Below are 18,365 nucleotides of genomic sequence, written 5' to 3' on the forward strand. Positions count from 1 at the left end.
AATTTGGTTGATTCTTATTTATTTCAAATTTAGACGTTAAATGGGAACTGAATCTGGAAATACTCTATGATGAAGCGAAAATAGATTAGGAGCGACTGAGATGTCAGACGGCAATCAAGATCACCATCAGCAATTTCTTCGTGCATTCACAACGCACGAGCCTGCTGTACGTGCGTTTGTGCGTCGGCTGGTTCCCACGCGGGCGGATGCAGACGATATTTTGCAGGAAGTTGCGATTGTACTTTGGGAGAAGTATGAAGAGTTTCATGAGGGTGAAGACTTCAAAGCATGGGCGTGTGGCATTGCCCGGTACAAAGTACTCTCCTGGCTGCGTGACAAGGGACGCGATCGACTTGTATTGAACACGGAAGTTGTGGAATTGATCGCGAAGGAGTCATTGCGTGATGAATCGCAGCTTCATCAACAACGGATTGCTCTGGAGTCCTGTTTAGAAAAAGTCCCGCCGGCTGATCGTTATTTACTGGCGCAAGCCTATCAGTCAGATGCGAAGATTCAGGATATCGCAGAGACGAGCGGTCGCTCTGTGGGTGGATTTTACCAGTGGTTGTATCGCATGCGACAAATGTTGCTGGATTGTATCCATCGAAATATTGCACAGGAGTCGTCGATATGAAATTGGACAACGAATTCAAGAATCTCGTTCAGAATTACATCGTCGGGCGCATCACCGAAGGGGAGCTGGAACAACTCAATGTGCGTTTGACTCTTGATTCTGAATCACGTCGGTATTTCAATGAATTATTGAATCTCGATTCTGCACTGGCGGAAGTTGCAGCGGGTCAGATTTCTGACGATGAACAACCTGGCGAACAACTCACTGATTCTCTGGCGACCGATTGTCAGGAATGCAGCGCGTCCTATTCTACCTTTGATTCCAAGTCTGGCTCTCGTCAATTCTTTTCAGCGGGCCGGATGCTGGTTGTTGTTGCGAGTCTCATTCTGTTGGTCAGCGGTACTTGGTGGTGGCAGACACATCCACGCGTGTTTGCCACGATCAGCAGTGCCGCGGGTGTTGAAGGTCCTACCGAAGGGACTGTGTTACGGAACGAGGTGATTGTCATCGAGAAGGGTTCGCTGGAACTCGTCACCAAAAACGGCGCCAGAATTGCCATTGAAGCGCCGGCTGAATTCCGATTTGAATCTGCGCAACGTCTGCATATGAAGCGTGGTCGTCTGGCTGCCGATGTTCCCCCTTCCGCCAAGGGGTTCACTGTCGTGACACCGACAGGTGAAGCCGTTGATTTGGGTACGAAATTTGGTGTCGACATTCCCTCTCAAGGCAATGCTGAAATCCATGTGTTCGAAGGTGAAGTGATTGCGCAGTCGTCCGGTGGCGGAAAACGTCTCAGTCTGCGTGATGGTGAAGCGTTTAAGCTCCAAGCCGGTGCGGGTAGGTCACGCGCGTTGCGTTCCTCCGCATTCATTCGCCCGGGTGAAGTTGCTTCATTACGTGCTGCCCTGGATGAGGGACAACATGCAAAATCGAATCAATTTCTTGACGCGTTACGAAAAGATCCGGCGTTGATTGCTTTGCTCGACTTCGAAACAGAGAATCTTCCCGCTGGGACTTACCGGATGACACAGGGCCGCTGGCCTGGTTCCCATGCTCCCGAGTTTGTGAATGTGGGAGACCATATGAAGCTGAATGTAGGCGGCGAACAGGCGTGGCCACAACTGACACTTGCTGCCTGGGTGCGTATCGATCAACTGGGCGAACCTTATCAGTCATTTCTGCATACAGATGGCTGGGGAGAACAGGATGGTCAGGTGCACTGGATGGTAACGCATCATACTACGATGCGGCTTGCCCTTTATGGGAATACTCTTGATCCCGGTTCCAAAAACGTTGATAAGTATCCGGATTCACTCACACCCGTGCTGCCACAACAGGGACGCTGGGTACATTTAGCGGTGGTGTATGACTCGGTTGGCGGGAGGGTGCGATTTTTCTTCAATGGTAAGCTCGACAAGGAGGAACGATTGGATGTGGCCCACCCTGCCCGACTTGGCCCTGGACAGATTGGTAACTGGGATCTACGTGATCGTAAATTGAGTGGACGAATGGACGAATTACTCATTCTCGGTCGTGCGATGGATGATGAGCAAGTGCATGCCTTATTTAAGGTGGGAACACCTTATCGCTAATCCAATAGACAGATAGAAAACTAATGATGAAGCAATTCATATCTCTGATAATGATGACAGTAATGATCTGGGTGGGTACCAATTCTCTGTGGGCGGCTCCGATTGAATATGAGCGCGATGTGAAACCGATCTTTGCGAAACATTGCTTTTCGTGCCATGGTGGTAAAAAGCAGGAGGCCAGTTTGCGGCTGGATCTCAAGTCGAGCGTTTTCAAAGGGGGTGACAGCTATGGGCCGAGCATTATCAGTGGCAACGCGAAAGAGAGCCCGCTGATTCAGTTTGTGAAAGGCGAGGATGAAGATACGCGGATGCCTCCGGAGGGTAAGCTGCTGTCGGGGGCGGAAGTTTCGATACTGACAAAATGGATCAACGCAGGGGCTAAATGGCCTGATGGCGGGCATGCGGAAAAGCAGAAAGACGCGCAGGATCACTGGTCCTTCCAGCCGATGAAACAAGCTGAGATTCCAAAAACGAAAGATCAAAAATGGGCGAGGAATGCCATTGATGCATTTGTTCTCGCGCGGCTGGAAAAAGAGAAGTTTCGACCTTCACCGGATACGGATCGTGTGACGTGGTTGCGACGTGTCTCTTTTACTCTGACGGGATTACCCCCTACTCCAGCGCAAGTCAGCGCGTTTATTGGGGACAAAAAAGAGAATGCTTACGAGCGTGTGGTTGATGAATTACTGAATTCGCCCCGTTATGGCGAACGCTGGGCGCAGCATTGGCTGGATGTGATTCGCTGGTCCGAGACAGTGGGTTTTGAGACGAATCTTCCGCGTCCGAACGCGTGGCCATATCGTGACTGGGTGATTGGTGCTTTGAATGCGGACAAACCTTACAATCAGTTTCTGACAGAGCAGATTGCGGGTGATACGTTGGGAACAGATGCCGCTTTGGGTTTTCTGGTGGCTGGTCCCGCTAACTTACCCGGTCAGATCGGGCGCGATCTCGAAGCGATGCGACAGGCGCGTCAGGATGAATTGGACGAAGTCATTCGGACGGTGGGACAGAGCCTGTTTGGTCTGACGATTGGATGTGCGCGTTGTCATAGTCATAAATTCGATCCGATTACGCAAGGCGATTATTATTCGATGCAGGCCGTTTTTTCTGGTTTGTCGTATGGTGATCGTCGATTACGGGGGACACAGAACGATACATGGTCGGCTCAAATTCCTGCTGTCGGTGAACGACTGGCAACACTGCGTCGTGAACGGGAATCGCTGCAAAAACAGCATCATCTGCGGGCATCGATCAGTAATGTTCAGACAGAGACGTTTGAGCCAATTCGTGCGAAGGCGGTGCGAATGCGCATTGAAGCGACGAATAATCGTGGGTCGGCCAGCTTGTATGAGTTTGAAGTCTGGTCAGAATTCAAGAAAGATCAGCCTGCGCAAAATGTGGCGCTGGCATCTGCTGGAGCAAAACCTTCTGCGTCGAGTTTTTTACTGGCGAACCAGTCGCGGCACTTTGATAACCTGGTTGATGGATCGATTGATCGGCGACAGGCATTTCCCTGGATTTCTGCCAAAGGAGGGCCCGCCTGGTTACGCATTGATCTGTCGGAACCCGAGACTATCAATCGAATCGTGTGGCATAACGGTTCCAGTATTCCCGTCGATTATGAAATCGAAGTGCTGACTGAAGGTTCGGATTCCTGGAAGCGTGTATCGAATACTCAGGATCGCCTGCCTCGGATCGATGATGTGCGTGCAGCCAAAGATGTCAAGATTTCCGGGTTAAGCGAAACAGAGGTTCTCGAGATTGTTGAGAAAACGGCGGCGATTCGTAAAACAGAAAGCGAACAGGGTCGACTTGCGAGAGGTCCTCAAGTTTATGCGGCCCGTTTTACGGAACAGCCGAATAAAACGTGGCTATTGGGTCGAGGTGATCCAATGAAGCGTGTCAGACCGGTTGCTCCCTCGGCACCTGTGTTCCTGGGTGGTTCGAAACTGGCGCTTGATGCACCAGAGGCTGCGCGCAGGCTGACTTTAGCGCGGCATTTGACGCGCGATGATCATCCCCTGACGGCTCGTGTGATTGTGAATCGCGTGTGGCAGCATCATTTTGGAGCGGGCATAGTTGATACCCCTTCTGATTTCGGCAAGATGGGGGCGGCTCCTTCACATCCTTTATTACTGGACTGGCTGGCTGTTGACTTCGTTAAAAATGGCTGGTCATTGAAACGACTACATCGTCAAATAGTGCTTTCTCGAACCTTCGGGCAGTCGAGTAAGCCTCGCAAAGAGGCGCTTCTGGTGGATGCGGAATCACGGTTGTTGTGGCGATTTCCGCCGCGACGGTTGGAAGCGGAAGCGATTCGCGATTCGATATTAAGTGTAAGTGGCAAATTGAATCTTAAGATGGGGGGAGCCGGTTTTGATTTCTTCAATCAACGGGGCGGGCTCTCAGATTACAAAGCCAAAGAGACGTTTGATGCATCGGGGTGGCGTCGGATGATTTATGCTCACAAAATTCGGATGCAGTCGGTGGATATCTTCGGCGCGTTTGACTGTCCTGATGCGGGTCAGATGAAACCTAAGCGGACGCGATCGATTACGCCGATCCAATCGTTGAGTCTGTTGAACAGCCCTTTTATCAATCGGCAGGCTTCATTTTTTGCTGAACGCGTTCGGAGCGAAGTTGGCATGGAACCCGCGGCTCAAGTGAGTCGGGCTTTTGAGTTGATTTATTCACGCGTTCCGAGAACGAATGAAATGCAACGTTTGACCGAGCTGGCTTCTCAACATGGTCTCGAGCAGGTTTGCCGCGTGCTCTTCAATACTAAGGAGTTTATCACTATCCAATGAGTGTTTCATCGCAAAAGAATTTATACTCTGGTATTCATCAACCTCAGAGACGCCAGTTTCTGATGGGGGCTTTACAGGGACTTTCGGGGATTGCACTGGCTGCGCTGACTGCTGATGAGTTGCGTGCGAAATCGCCGGTGATTGACCCTGCGAAACCCTATGCACCTCGTCAGCCGCATTTCAAAGCACGGGCGAAAAATGTGATTGTCGTGTATTGTTCGGGCGCAGTCAGTCATGTGGATACGTTTGACTATAAGCCGGAACTGATTCGCCTGCATGGTCAGCCCTTGCCGGGCAAGAAGAATTTCGTTTCATTTCAGGGGCCGAATGGGAATCTTACGCAACCGCTATGGAAGTTTCGACCTCGGGGCGAATGCGGGAAAATGGTTTCGGATTTGTTGCCGCATATTGGCGATATGTCTGATGACATCTGTTATTTTCATTCGTTGACGAATACGTCAAATACGCATGGGCCCGCTGAGAATATGATTAATACCGGATTCACTTTTGATGGATTTCCGAGTATGGGAGCCTGGGTGAATTTCGCGTTGGGGTCTGAAAATCAGAATCTCCCGGCGTTTGTGGCGATAGAAGATCCGCGGGGGATGCCTCAGTCAGGGCCGAATAACTGGGCCAATGGATTTCTGCCGGCTGCTTTTCAGGGAACACCTTTCAGTACGACAAAACCCGTGCGTTACTTGAAACGGCCGAAATTGATTTCTTCGAAATCTGATAGTGCAGCGCGTGCGGCGCTGCGTTTTCTGGAAGAGCAAAATCTGGCGAAGACGCCTGAGGATAAAGATCTTTCTGCGCGGATTGCCAGTTACGAACTGGCGGCCCGGATGCAGATGCATGTTCCCCAGGCGGCTGACATTGAAGATGAACCCCAACATATCCATCGCCAATACGGGACGGATAGTCCGAACAAAACGAAAGCATCATTCGCCAAAAATTGTCTACTGGCGCGACGTCTGGTGGAACGTGGTGTGCGGTTCGTGCAGTTGTTCAACGGTGCCTACGCTTCCGGGGGACGGATTAACTGGGATGGGCACAGTCGGCTGAAAGAACAGTACGACGTGCATGGTGAGATCCTGGATCAACCTGTAGCCGGTCTGCTCAAAGATTTGAAACAGAGTGGTTTGCTCGAATCGACATTAGTCGTTTTTGCGACCGAGTTCGGTCGGATGCCCATGTTCCAGGCGGGAACCTACGGTCGCGACCATAACCCGCTGGGTTTTACCTGCTGGTTAGCGGGGGCTGGCGTCAAAGGAGGAACCAGTTATGGGGCTACCGACGAATTCGGGTTCAAGGCTCAAGATAATGTGATCACGCCCGCTGATTTTCATGCGACCATTTTGCATCTGTTGGGGCTGAATCACGAAGAGCTTACGTTTTACCATAACGGCATTGATCGCCGCTTGACGAACGTGGAAGGTCATGTGATTCGTGATGTGCTTTCTTGATCACTCTAAAGCATTTTTACTACCACGAAAGACACGAAATTACACGAACAGTTGTGTTGTTGGACGCTGGTTCTAAACACTGTCGGGCCAGCCGACAGTGGCACCCGGCGATTACTAGATTACCTTGTGATATTATTCATAAACCTGTTTTTATCGCTTAAAATCACTGTGAGAATGTTCTTTAGATGACAGAGTCTATGGTATTTACCTCCCTTATTCTTTAGATACCTACTCCGATGAAAATTAAATACAAACCCAAAACCCTTATCATTACATGTCTGTTATTTCTTTTAATCTTGCTGGGCTTCTACTGCGTCTTAAATAGTTCAGCCAGGTCGGTCTATTTAAACCGCGTCAGAGTTGCGGAAGATTTGGAAGAAAATTATTACTTGGAAGCGATTGATGAAAATAAAGGTTACCAAATGCCCAGACATTGGCTTGTTTATACTCCCAGGTCTGGGCTGTTAAGTCGTCTGAAAATAGCGTCACCCGTCGGACTGGCTGATACAGTGTTAAAGTTAGAATATGATATTGAATGGTCTGAAAAGCCCTTGCCAGAGTCGATTTGCACATTTATTGAGCTACAATCTCTGTCGCTAAGTAATATGAAACTCACCGCGAGAGAGGCATTGATCATTGGGAAGCTAAAAAATATTACATCAATCAGTTTTTTTGACTGTAATTTATCTACAGAATTTTGTAGCAACTTTCCAATTAAGAATAGAATATCGGACATTTATCTTTATGACACAAAAGTCGGCACCAGTAATTTATCGAATCTTTTAAATCGAATTCCTGGCCTGACTGATCTGTCTATTGGTAAATACAACCTCACTTCTGAAGTTATAAAAAATATTCAGTCACTACGTCTTGAATCATTAAGCTTAAGACATTGTTCTGTTGACAAAGAGATTCTCCAGCAAATTATTAAAATCAAAACTCTCGAATATATAGATTTGTCCTACAACACGTTAGCATCACGTACCTTTGAGATGCTGGCGACTCTTCCGAAGCTAAGACATCTTGATATAAGAGGTACGACATTTTCTCCTACTGAATTATCTGATCTTTCGGCATCAAAATCTCTTGCCGAAATATGGATTAGCAGTAGGGAAATGAAGTCAAGTGATTTAGACCCACTTTTCAAAATTAGAACCCTCAAGCATATTACTGCTGTGCTTCCCACAAAAGAGCCTCATCCCAAAACTCATAAAGACATAAAGGTCGATATTATAAGATATGATTATGAAACTGAATAATTGTATCTAGTTGAGCTATCCCACCTTGTCAAATTTCAGTAGCCCACTCCCCTTCAAGTTTGCTTACTTAAACTGCAGCGAATAGAGATCCGCGTCTTTGAGTTTTATTTTTAGTCTGACTGGTTTGCCGGCGAGTTGGCTGACGTCGGAGCTGTTTTTCCAGTAGACGGGGCGTGCTAGGGAATCGCCGAAGACTTCGGTGCAGTCTTGGGCGGTGAAGCCGGGGATTGGTTTTCCATCGGGCGTCTCGATTGCTACGACGATCGAACCGGCGGCGGAACTGGCGAAGTTGAGTAGGAGTTCTTTGCCTGTGAAGGTGATGGGGCGGGTGATGATCTCTCCGCCTTTCATGGGGGCGTTGATGGAAACGAAGCCGTCGATGCGCATGGTGTAGCGGCGGAGTTGGCTCCCTTTTCCGGTCCAGTAGCCTTCAGTGGAATACAGAGAGATTTCATTGGGGGCGTCCTCGATGGCTGATTTGGTTTCTACCATCTGCCAGGCGATGTATTGATTGCCGTAGGCCCAGGTTCCCTTGCGTTGGATGCCGGGACGCAGGAAGGCTTCCTGCCAGCGTTTGAAGTTGACGCCGTCTCGGCTGGTCATGAAGAGACCTTCAGAAATTGCCATGCCGTAGCGGTCGGAGATTGACGAACGCATTTTTCGGTGTTTGAATTCGGGTAGCGCTTCCATTGATTTAGACCAGCCGCGTTCGATGTAACGTGTGGGGAAGCCCATTAGAATATGTGGTGCGCGGTAGTAGGGTTTGATTTGGTTTGTGTAGAGTTGTTCGCTGGGAGTGTCGCCGTACTTCAAGTCTTGTGGTTTACTCCAGTGGATCATATCGTCGGAGGTTGCGGTGCGGATGGCGCGATCACCGGCGGGCTTCCAGACTTTGTCGGTGGTGCCAGCGGTGAAGTAGCGCCAATAGGCGCGGTATTGTTTCGTGGCTGGATCCCAGAAGGCGAGGTTTTGCGAATCGAAGGCGCCGTCTGTGATGACGGGTTTTTCGGACATGAGCGACCATTTTAAGCCATCGGGCGATTTGAGTGCGAGTAGTCCTTTGGGCTTGCGGGAACGAAGAATGGCTTTGTATTTTGCATCGGGGGCGGCGTTCGGGTTTTCATCTTTGAAGACGGCTGGATGTACGGGATCGGGATTAGCGGTTTTCATCCAGTCTCGTCGATCCAGGCCGATTACGATGTTATTGTCTTTGGAGCCACCCTTGGGGAAAGCGAACAGGCCCAGATTCGGTTTTTTCCAGTGAATGCCATCATCGCTTTCGGCGTAACAGGTGAAAAAGCTGGGGTTTGGTCCGAGCTTTCCCTGTTGCACATCCAGATGCCAGGCTTTGTAGTACATTTTATATTTATCACCATCCTGGAAAATACTGTGATAACCACAGCCGCTGCCTTCCCAGGGGGAATCGTGTGAAATGACGACTTCCTGCGGAACGGGATGATGCAGGACAAAGCGGGCGTTTGCCGAACGTGTTGCAATCAGGGTGTTATCGACCATCAGTTCGAGGCGCGAGCCAACATCGATTGGTTTGGCCGTTGGTTTGTCTGCGTACGTAATATTTGTGGTAAGGATGATTAAGAGGCAGAGGCAAAAGGCTGGCAATCGTTTCATGGTGCTGGTCCTGTTGGATGAACTTGCGGGAGGCTGGTTAATCAGGTGTGGTTTTTATTTTAACCCAATTTTTGGTTTGATTGAAAGGCAACTGGGGTCAGTACTACCACGAAAGAGACGAAACGTATTGATCGGTTGTGTTTTTATCTACCACGAAATGCACGAAAAAGAATTAAGCTTTGAGGACACTATGGAAAAGTGCTTTTGAATTTTGATATTCAACTGGCTTTGCTATCAACGGGCTCAAAAACGCGTTGGTGAAAAGGGGGTCGCATCGATGTGGGTGGGTTGTTGCTGAATGATTTCGGCGATTAATTTTCCCGTGGCTGTGGCCATGCTCATTCCAAGCATGTTGTGGCCTGTAGCGAGGTAGGCGTTCGTGAGGTTGGGAACCTGGCCGATGATTGGCAGGCTGTCCCAGGTCATGGGTCGCCAGCCGAACCATGTTTGCTGGTCGCCTTCCGTATAGGGAGTGATCAGATACGGTTTCGCTGAAACGCGTAGTTGATTGATGCGACGCTTTGGGATTGCGGTATCATAACCGGCGAATTCCATCATTGAGCCGAGTCGATAGCCGTTCTGGAAGGGTGAGACACCTACTTTGTGCTCTGGAAACAGCATGGGATAGATGGGGCACGGGTCGGGTCGCTGCATGGTAACGGAGTAACCTTTGCCGGGCTGGATGGGTAAGTGGCATTCCAACTCGGCAGATAACTGAGGGCTCCAGGCACCGGTGGCGAAGATAATGCGATCCGCGTCCATTTCCCCTTTCGAAGTTTTGAGGTGTGTGATTTGGCCCTCCGATTTACCGATGTTCTGCAATTCACAGTTCTCTACGAACTTGACGCCACGCTGTTTGAGACGTTCTGCCCATTGTGTATTGAGCAGGTCTGGTCGGACCGAAGCATCTCCCGGATAATAGAAGGCGCCCGCTAGATTGTCTTTGAGAGCGGGATCGACAGTGCAAAGATCAGTGCCTTCGATGCGGCGGGCTTTCACTCCAAAGTGATCAGAGAGTATCTTGTCCGTTTGGGAGAACTCGTGCATGCCTTTTTCGGTTTGGAGGACATAGAGCAGTCCTTTTTCTGTCCATTCACAATCGAGTTGTTCTTCAGCGATCAGCCTGCGGTATTCGAGCATCGATGAATCAAGAATCGATTGGAGATGTTTGCCTGCTTCGAGCATCTGGCGCTGCGTGCAACGTTTGGCAAACTGCCAGATCCAGTTCCAGAGTGCGGGACTCAAGCGTGGTTTGACACGAAAGGGGGCGTTGGGGGTGAATAACGATTTGAGAGCGACGCGGATAGCCCCCGGTTCTGTGAGCGGCAGAACGTGTGAGGGGCAGATGTATCCGCAGTTTCCATGCGAGCAGGCGCCTGCGATTGTATTGCGATCTATAACGGTGACTTGCATACCTGATTTTGAGAGGTAATGCGCGCAGGCAATACCGATGACGCCGGCGCCGACGACGATTGCTGTTTCCGTTTTTGGGGACGAATTCATGCTGGCCCTGCGAGGGAAATGCCGTTGCGGAAAGGGTCGTCACGTTGCAGGATGAGTATTCCCTCCCCACAGATAAATGCGTTGCCCGTGATGGTGGGTATGATCTCACCGTTCGAACCTACGTGATAGGTGGCAACAAAACGGCTGCCGATAATGCTCTCTTGAATCCAGGATTCTCCTGGCATTAGTTTTCCATCTGCGGCCAGACAGGCGAGTTTAGCGCTGGTGCCTGTGCCGCAGGGTGAACGATCATAGGCGCCGCCCGGGCAATAGACGAAGTTACGGCTGTTTGCATTGGATGATTCTGCGGGTCCGAAGAATTCGATGTGATCGATTTCCTCACCATCTGCGCCAGTGATTTGCTGGCGTTCGAGTTCTGAACGAATCTGTAACGCGGCAGCGGTGAGCGGTTTCACATTTTGCAGTGTAAGTGGAACGGGTGTTTGTTCAATCAGGAAAAACCAGTTTCCTCCCCAGGCGATGTCGCCGACGATGGTTCCGAGTTCGGGAACATTCAGACTGACTTGATGTCGATAACGATAACTGGGGACGTTTTCAATGGCGACTCTATTGGGAGTCAGTAGATTGGCTTCAACGACGCCCACGGGGGTTTCCAATCGACAGAGGCCGAGCCCTACCCTGCCCTGATAGGCGAGCGTGGCGGCGACACCCATGGCTCCATGTCCACACATTCCCAGATAGCCGGTGTTATTGAAGAAGATGACGCCGGTCGCGCAGGTTGAATCTTCTGGTTCACACAGTAAAGCGCCTACGACTGCCTCGGATCCGCGCGGTTCATTGATGGCGGTGCTGCGAAAGTGGTCGTGGTTTTGTTTGAATCGTAACAGACGTTCGCGCAAGGAACCGTTTCCGAGATCGGGGCCCCCGCCAATGATCACTCTGGTTGGTTCACCCTCCGTGTGTGAGTCAATGATGCGCATAATTGTCTCCTGACAAATCAGGTGTTTGAACCGGGCCAGTTACTCCACCAGGTTCTGAACTGTTCCCATTGCTGCCGAATAAAAGTCTGCTGACTGGCGCTGAGCGCATCTGATTTGTAGAAATGGAACTCGTATTCGGGATAACCTTCGAGGACCATCAGGTATTTGTAGTACAATACCAGGTCCGGTCCTTCATCGTAGGTGGAAAGCACGTGGAGTGCTTCATCCAGTTCCATTGCGAGTTTTCTGGCTTCGGCATCGCCGGCGGCTGCCTGCGTACAGAGTTCGAGTAGGTGCAGGGTTTCTCTGGGTAATGCATTACCCACGCCTGTGATGGATCCGGTTGCGCCGCAGTGTACGTAGCCATGAAAGACTTGTGTGTCGACGCCTGCGATCAAAACAAGGTCCGGGTCTGTGCTGGTAATGTGTTCTGCGGCGTAACTCAGTGAATCCGGTCCGCCGAATTCTTTGAATCCCACGAGATTGGAATGTTCGCGGCGCAGGTCGAAGAAGAGATCGGCTTTTGTTTCAAAACCGTAGTAGGGACTGTTGTAAATCACTGCTGGAAGTTCCCCGCCTGCCTTCAGGATCGCTGCAAAGTGAGCGTGTTGTGCAGCTGGTGAGGTTCCCCGCGAAAGGACACGCGGTATGACCATGAGTCCGGCTGCTCCGATTTCTTTGGCGTGACTGGCAATGGCGACGGCGCGTTGTGTGTTCTGAGCTCCGGTGCCGACGACGACTGGGACACCTGCCGTGACGAGTTGGCGGACTCCTTCCATGCGTTGTTCGTCGGTCAGTAAAGGCCAGTCACCCATTGAGCCACAATAGACGACGCCTCGCATGCCTGCTGCGATCAGTTCACTTCCTTTGCGGGCCAGCGCTTCGAAGTCGGGTGTGCCCTGCTCCGTGCATGGTGTCATTAATGCCGGAATACATCCACGGAATATCTGTGCTTTATCGGTCATTTCAGTTCTCCCTGTTATGGTGTCGGCTGAATCAACGTGTTTGTGAGTGCCAGAATGCGGCACTATTACGTGTTTATTGATTAAAGGCTAATCATACGGTCATGTATTCGCCTTGTCTTGACAAAGAGTCGACAATCGACTTGAAAAAGCGCACAATTGGGGAAAGGAGAGATTGCGATGATTCATGAGTTTTTGAGCCAGTTAGATCCGCCGTTTACGGGCGAAGCGTTATTTGACCATCTGACGGATATTGTATTCTTCATCAAGAATGAACGTGCTGAGTATCTGGTTGTGAATCAGACGCTTGTGGAGCGTTGTGGTGTCCAGGACAAAGGGCAATTAATCGGTCGGACGGCGGCTGAAGTGCTGCGGGCTCCATTGGGTACGAGTTTTGAGGCGCAGGACCAAAGTGTTTTGCAGACGGGCATGCCCATTGTGTCACAGTTGGAGTTGCACATCTATGCTTCCGGGGATGTGGGTTGGTGTCTGACGTGTAAACAGCCTTTGCGAAAACGGAAGACTGGCAAAGTTGTAGGATTGGTGGGTGTTTCCCAGGACTTGCATGTGCCCGATCTGGAAACCGCAGAGTATCAACACCTGGCGGCTGCGATCTCTTATGCTGAGGAAAACTTGTCTGCGCCACCAACGGTTGAAGAGCTGGCTGAGATCGCTGAGATGTCTCATTATCAATTGAATCGGCGCATGCGTCATGTATTTGGTCTTACGACCGGTCAATGGCTGTTGAAGCTGCGGATTGATCGTGCCCGGCAGACGCTCCGCGAAACGGACACCTTGATTGCGTCGGTTGCCTTGAGTGTCGGCTATTCTGATCAGAGTGCCTTTACGCGCCAGTTTCGGCGTACGACGGGGATGTCACCTCGCGATTATCAGAAGTCAAATGAATTCCGGAGGGACTAAGACAATTGTTGCCCGTTTGCATTATTGTTATTGTGATACATGGTTTGAAGATATGAAGTATTCTATTTCACGAGAAGGAATGAGGGAGTATCCATGAGTCGGGCGTTGTTAGTGATCGATGTGCAGAATGAATATTTTACGGGGGCATTGCCGATTACCCATCCGGCGGGGCATCTGGAACAGATTTTAAAGGCGATGGATGCTGCGGCGGGTCGGGTGCCTGTGGTTGTGGTGCAACATCATTTTTCTGATCCGGATAAGCCGTTTTTTCAGAAAGGGACGTCGGGCTGGGAACTGCATCCCGAGGTGGCATCTCGTCCGCATGATCTGTTGGTTGAGAAAACACTGCCGGGCAGTTTTACCGGGACAGAGCTGGAAACATGGTTGCGCGAGAAAGGTGTGGATACCGTGACCATCGCCGGTTACATGACGCATATGTGTTGTGACACGACGGCCCGACAGGCGGTGCATCTCGGGTTTACCGTGGAATTTTTGAGTGATGCTACGGGTACATTAGCGCTTTCGAATTCTGCAGGCGATGTGACGGCGGAAGAATTGCAGCGTTCGATTCTGTGTGCGCAACAGATGATGTTGAGCGAAGTGTTGGATGTGCAGAGCTGGATAAAGCGACTGTGAAATAGTTCAGAGGTTGTCTGCGGGCTTTGCTTTGAAGAGAGACCGAGCATGACTAAAGTGACTCCTGAAATGGTTCGTTTGAAGTTAAGCCAGCTGGGTCTGGTTTTGTCTCCCGAGATTAATTATCGGCTGGAGACGATGTTCCCCAGGCTGGACGGGATTTTTTTGGATCGAAAGATCAGGAAAAAGTTCCAGCAGGTCAAGGAGATCGAACCATTACTGAAGGCGATGTTACTGAAAAATGAGCAAGTGCTGTTTGTTACGAAGGGGAAAATAGAGTATCACGAATCCATAGTGGTACTCACTAATTTACGGATGTTATGCATGCCTGTAAATAGTAAGGAAGTTCCCCATCAACCGTTCTGGTTCATCTACTATACGCAGGTTGTTGATCTGAAAAAAATTGATTCCTTTATCCCCAGAATCCGTCTCAAAGATGGTGGAAAGGTGAGTTTTCAAAGGTTTCAGGATATAGATCGTAAGACAATCAGTTCAGTTTCTTTGAACGCTGTTAAATTGCTGGAAGAGAAAGGCATTGATCCCTCGGTCTCGCAGTCGAGGGGAAATATGTGTAGTCACTGTTTTGAAGTTGTTGCGAAACACGAATTCGAGTGTGATGCCTGCGGAGCCACTTTCTGGGAACCGTTTGAAGTTGGGATCCGCAGTTTAATTTTTCCTTCCTGGGGTGACTTTGCCATGAAGGACTATGTCATCGCCTATAGTAAGCTTTCCTTCACGGTGTTCATCTGGGTTGGGATCGCATTTGCGCTTGCTAACGGCGAATTTTTCTATGCTGTTCTGGTGTTTGTTACGACCAATTGTGGCGATGCAGTGTTTACTTACAACAGCGCTATGAATGCTCGGTATTTAAAGCAACTACCAGACAATGATTAGCTCGAATTTGAGTAATGTCTTCGTCTCTGCTGCGTAGGATTTCATTTTCCGCAGTGCAGCGCCGGAAATCAACGTCGATTAATTGCATATTTCTCAACGATGTTTTCGTTAACTTCGATTCCGAGTCCCGGTCTGGTGGGTACCTTTACGAAGCCGTCCTTTTGCTGGAATGGTTGCTTGACGATTTCTGTGCGCCAGGGATTTTCTGATTGATCGAGTTCCAGCATCGGGGTATCGGTTGGGAATCCCCAGTGCGGATCAGGCATGAGTGCGAGCGTATGCACTGTGGCGGCAATGAGAATGGCGCCGCCCCAACAATGGGGGATACAACGTATTCCCGACAAAGCGGCGAGTTCGGAGATAAAGAGTGTTTCGCCGATGCCGCCGCACAGGCTGACGTCCGGTTGGATGATGTGCATGCATTTTCGATCAATCAGCTCTTTGGCGCTGGCGCGAGAATCGACGGCTTCGCCAGCCGCTAATGGCAACTCAAGTTTTTGTCTTAATTCTTCATATCCTGCATAATGGGAACCCTGTGGTAATGGTTCTTCAAAATACTCAAAACCTAACTCTTCTAATTTCTCACCCATGCGCATGGCCGATGACAGTGTATAGGCTGCGTTTCCATCGGCCATTAATTTGATATCTGGTCCCACTGCTTTACGGACCGATGCGGCTACAGCTGCTTCGCGTAAAACCGAATAACGTCCGATTCTCATTTTCAAAGCTTTAAAACCTTGCCGGACTAATTCTTCCGCCTCGCGGGGGTAATGGTCTTCTGGTTGTGCACCTTCCAGGTAATTCATGGCTGAGGCATAAACGGGGACCCGGTCGCGGAGTCTTCCGCCAAATAATTCTGCGACTGGTAAATTCAATGCTTTGCCTCGTATATCGTTGACCGCCATGTCGAGTGCGGCGACCGCGAGTGCGTTGCCAAAGTTCGGCCCCCACATCAAACGCCATAGCTTGCGTTGTTCGAGCGGATTTTGGCCGATGAGCCTGGGGGCGATTTGATTGTCAATCGTGTCACGGGAGCCGCTTACAGGGGCGGTCTCACCCCAACCTGTCAGCCCTGCATCGGTTTCAATTTTTACTAACAGCGTTCTTCTGAATTCATCAAGGGGAACGGAGACGGAAACGCCGAAGGGTCTTTTTAATTTATGCTTCAGTAAAAAAGTTTTGACGCCTGTGATCTTCAGCTTCGGCAGGTCTGTCTGCAGATTCGATGCGGCGGCCTGCGCGCTTGAAGGAGTCCCGGCAAAATAACCTGCTGCCAGGATGGCGCCCTTTTGTAATATTTCTCGCCGATTCGTATGAGAGGCTGGCATGACAACACTCCTTCTAAGATGATTTATTCAATGGCTGATTTGCAGTGAAAGTTCTTTCAGCCGACTTTTACAGATGACTAACGAGTGGAATTGATCCGATGTTCGATCGGCAAGTACTTCATTCTAACCATGTGCCTCGCTCTGAGGCCAGCGTGGTGAAACCTCGTTTCCTAATTATTACGCTGATGGCAATCTGGAATGAGATAGAGCAAGAAGTCCATCAGCTTATTCTGAGAATTTTTGAAATACATGAAAAAGCGATAATTATTTTGAACTGTTCAACGGTTCTGGTTATGATGTTTTTTTACACTTCAATGACGCTCTCAAAATCAGGAAGCATGGAAAATGAATGCAGTTGACAGTAACGCGGTTGAAACCAGATTAACGGAATTAAATCTTGTTTTGTCTCCCGCTATTAATTATCGACTGGAAACCATGTTTCCCAAGATTACAGGCATGTTTGCGAACGGCGCGATCAAGAAAAAATTCAAACTGGTGCAACGCATTGAACCATTAATGGAAGAGATGCTGCTGGATAATGAGGAAGTGTTATTCATTTCGAAAGGGAATCAATCCTCTGTTTCCGAACAGATTTTCATGGGAGTGCTCTGGGCACAAACGATTAATCATACGGTTGTCATCCTTACCAATTTACGGATGTTGTGTATTCGTACGAATGGTTCGGGGAAGCCGAAGCGCACGTTCTGGTCGATTTATTATAGTCAGATCAAAGAGCTGAAAAGCACGATTTTCGGGAATGCGAAAATCTGCCTGAAAGACGGTAAGAATCTGAATTATTCCGGCTTTCCCAAGATTGATCGCAACACCATGCGACAAGTGTTTCTGGATGCTTACCAATTGTTTGAGGAGAAAGGGTTTGATCCTGAAGTTTCACAATCTCGCGAAAAACTTTGCGGCCATTGTTATGAAGTTGTGCCGAAACACGATTACGAATGTGAAAGTTGCGGGGCTACGTTCTGGAAGCCAATGGAAATTGGCGTGCGTAGTTTTGTCTTCCCCTCCTGGGGTGATTTTGTGATGAAGCACTACTCGGTTGCGTTTGCAGAGTTTTTTGGTTTTATGTTTTTACTCTTACTTATTACGATTTCAATCTCTGAAGGCGAGTATGTTTTTGCTGGGATTCTATTTATCATTGCGAATACTTCTGATGCCTTGATTACCGCACAAATCGCCGCTAAGGGCTTGCACCTCAAAAGGGTTCCGGAAAAAGTTTAAGCAAATGCTTTTTGCTGTTACAGATTGTTGCAGTCTCTTACCGAAGCGGGGAGTGTTATGATGGCTAGACTTGTAACGACGGCGATTACTCGAATTTAATTTGGAATCAATTGAGCAAATTTATGGAATTTCGTTTTGAACAACTCGTTTCTGTTCCCCGTGAGACGCTGTTCCAGTTTTATGAAAATCCCGATCACTTGAACAATTTACATGCCGATCTTCCTGAATTTCGGTTGCTGCATCATGAGTCTTCCATTCGACCCGGTTCGACGGTCTGGGTCGAACAAACGCTTGCCGGCTGTATTCCCATGGTCATGGGGTTCCGTCATATCGTTTATGAACCTCCCTGCCTGTTTGGTGAGGAGATGATACACGGCCCTTTTTCACTATTTAATCATATGCATGAATTCGAAGAGGTGGGTGATAAGACTATCGTTCGTGATATACTTAATATCAGGCTCGCGTGGCCTTATGGGGGCGAGATTGGAACACGGCTGTTTGCAGCGGGCGCGATTCGTTCCCTGTTCGCGTTTCGCAACCGTACTTTGCAGCGTATGGCAGGCAGCGGCGAACTGGCAGCTTTAACGGCAGCAGATCAACGGGCAGGAACTTGATCA

General features: G+C 49.5%; 16 protein-coding genes. 11 read left to right on the forward strand and 5 right to left on the reverse strand.

What is annotated here, in order from left to right; all coding sequences use genetic code 11:
- Nucleotides 1-100: 100 nt before the first annotated feature.
- The 5 genes from Q0668_RS07795 to Q0668_RS07815 all read left to right on the forward strand — a co-directional run bounded on the left by Q0668_RS07795 (nt 101) and on the right by Q0668_RS07815 (nt 7,698).
- Nucleotides 101-634, forward strand: coding sequence for a sigma-70 family RNA polymerase sigma factor (locus tag Q0668_RS07795; protein ID WP_298862374.1), 534 nt, complete (start codon nt 101-103; stop codon nt 632-634).
- On the forward strand, nt 631-2,166 hold the full coding sequence (locus Q0668_RS07800) for a LamG-like jellyroll fold domain-containing protein (protein ID WP_298862377.1): 1,536 nt from the start codon (nt 631-633) through the stop codon (nt 2,164-2,166). The genes Q0668_RS07795 and Q0668_RS07800 overlap by 4 nt, the downstream gene beginning before the upstream one ends.
- Nucleotides 2,167-2,189: 23 nt before the next feature.
- Nucleotides 2,190-4,976, forward strand: a complete 2,787-nt coding sequence (locus tag Q0668_RS07805) for a DUF1553 domain-containing protein (protein ID WP_298862379.1) — start codon at nt 2,190-2,192, stop codon at nt 4,974-4,976.
- Nucleotides 4,973-6,439, forward strand: coding sequence for a DUF1501 domain-containing protein (locus Q0668_RS07810; protein ID WP_298862381.1), 1,467 nt, complete (start codon nt 4,973-4,975; stop codon nt 6,437-6,439). The genes Q0668_RS07805 and Q0668_RS07810 overlap by 4 nt, the downstream gene beginning before the upstream one ends.
- Before the next feature lie 389 nt (nt 6,440-6,828).
- On the forward strand, nt 6,829-7,698 hold the full coding sequence (locus Q0668_RS07815) for a hypothetical protein (protein WP_298862383.1): 870 nt from the start codon (nt 6,829-6,831) through the stop codon (nt 7,696-7,698).
- Between the two features lie 63 nt (nt 7,699-7,761).
- Here the strand turns inward: Q0668_RS07815 and Q0668_RS07820 are convergent, their stop codons facing one another.
- From Q0668_RS07820 to Q0668_RS07835, 4 genes are all read right to left on the reverse strand, one after another.
- Nucleotides 7,762-9,327 (reverse strand): hypothetical protein, encoded by a 1,566-nt coding sequence (locus Q0668_RS07820; RefSeq protein ID WP_298862385.1) that lies wholly within the window; start codon nt 9,325-9,327, stop codon nt 7,762-7,764.
- Nucleotides 9,328-9,570: 243 nt separating this feature from the next.
- Nucleotides 9,571-10,830: an FAD-dependent oxidoreductase gene (locus Q0668_RS07825; RefSeq protein ID WP_298862387.1), complete on the reverse strand. Its 1,260-nt coding sequence runs from the start codon at nt 10,828-10,830 to the stop codon at nt 9,571-9,573.
- Nucleotides 10,827-11,771 carry a proline racemase family protein gene (locus Q0668_RS07830; protein ID WP_298862390.1) on the reverse strand — a complete coding sequence of 315 codons (945 nt, stop codon included), beginning with the start codon at nt 11,769-11,771 and terminating at the stop codon, nt 10,827-10,829. Before Q0668_RS07830 ends, Q0668_RS07825 begins: the two co-directional genes overlap by 4 nt.
- A 17-nt stretch (nt 11,772-11,788) precedes the next feature.
- Nucleotides 11,789-12,736, reverse strand: coding sequence for a dihydrodipicolinate synthase family protein (locus tag Q0668_RS07835; RefSeq protein WP_298862393.1), 948 nt, complete (start codon nt 12,734-12,736; stop codon nt 11,789-11,791).
- Between the two features lie 177 nt (nt 12,737-12,913).
- Between Q0668_RS07835 and Q0668_RS07840 the strand changes: the two genes are divergently transcribed.
- From Q0668_RS07840 to Q0668_RS07850, 3 genes are all read left to right on the forward strand, one after another.
- A complete protein-coding gene (locus tag Q0668_RS07840; protein ID WP_298862396.1) occupies nt 12,914-13,654 on the forward strand; it encodes an AraC family transcriptional regulator in 741 nt (246 codons plus the stop codon).
- A 93-nt stretch (nt 13,655-13,747) separates the two neighbouring features.
- Nucleotides 13,748-14,290: a cysteine hydrolase family protein gene (locus Q0668_RS07845; RefSeq protein WP_298862399.1), complete on the forward strand. Its 543-nt coding sequence runs from the start codon at nt 13,748-13,750 to the stop codon at nt 14,288-14,290.
- Nucleotides 14,291-14,338: 48 nt separating this feature from the next.
- Nucleotides 14,339-15,184 carry a hypothetical protein gene (locus tag Q0668_RS07850; RefSeq protein ID WP_298862402.1) on the forward strand — a complete coding sequence of 282 codons (846 nt, stop codon included), beginning with the start codon at nt 14,339-14,341 and terminating at the stop codon, nt 15,182-15,184.
- Between the two features lie 68 nt (nt 15,185-15,252).
- Here the strand turns inward: Q0668_RS07850 and Q0668_RS07855 are convergent, their stop codons facing one another.
- A complete protein-coding gene (locus Q0668_RS07855; RefSeq protein WP_298862405.1) occupies nt 15,253-16,512 on the reverse strand; it encodes a mandelate racemase/muconate lactonizing enzyme family protein in 1,260 nt (419 codons plus the stop codon).
- A gap of 98 nt (nt 16,513-16,610) precedes the next feature.
- Here Q0668_RS07855 and Q0668_RS07860 point away from each other — a divergent pair, with 98 nt between their 5' ends.
- The 3 genes from Q0668_RS07860 to Q0668_RS07870 all read left to right on the forward strand — a co-directional run bounded on the left by Q0668_RS07860 (nt 16,611) and on the right by Q0668_RS07870 (nt 18,362).
- Complete coding sequence (locus Q0668_RS07860; protein ID WP_298862406.1) at nt 16,611-16,871, forward strand: hypothetical protein; 261 nt, start codon at nt 16,611-16,613, stop codon at nt 16,869-16,871.
- On the forward strand, nt 16,858-17,748 hold the full coding sequence (locus Q0668_RS07865; protein ID WP_298862407.1) for a hypothetical protein: 891 nt from the start codon (nt 16,858-16,860) through the stop codon (nt 17,746-17,748). Before Q0668_RS07860 ends, Q0668_RS07865 begins: the two co-directional genes overlap by 14 nt.
- 122 nt (nt 17,749-17,870) lie before the next feature.
- Nucleotides 17,871-18,362, forward strand: coding sequence for a hypothetical protein (locus tag Q0668_RS07870; RefSeq protein WP_298862412.1), 492 nt, complete (start codon nt 17,871-17,873; stop codon nt 18,360-18,362).
- Nucleotides 18,363-18,365: the final 3 nt, after the last annotated feature.

This window comes from uncultured Gimesia sp. (assembly GCF_937910335.1).
In the GTDB taxonomy this organism is placed as follows: domain Bacteria; phylum Planctomycetota; class Planctomycetia; order Planctomycetales; family Planctomycetaceae; genus Gimesia.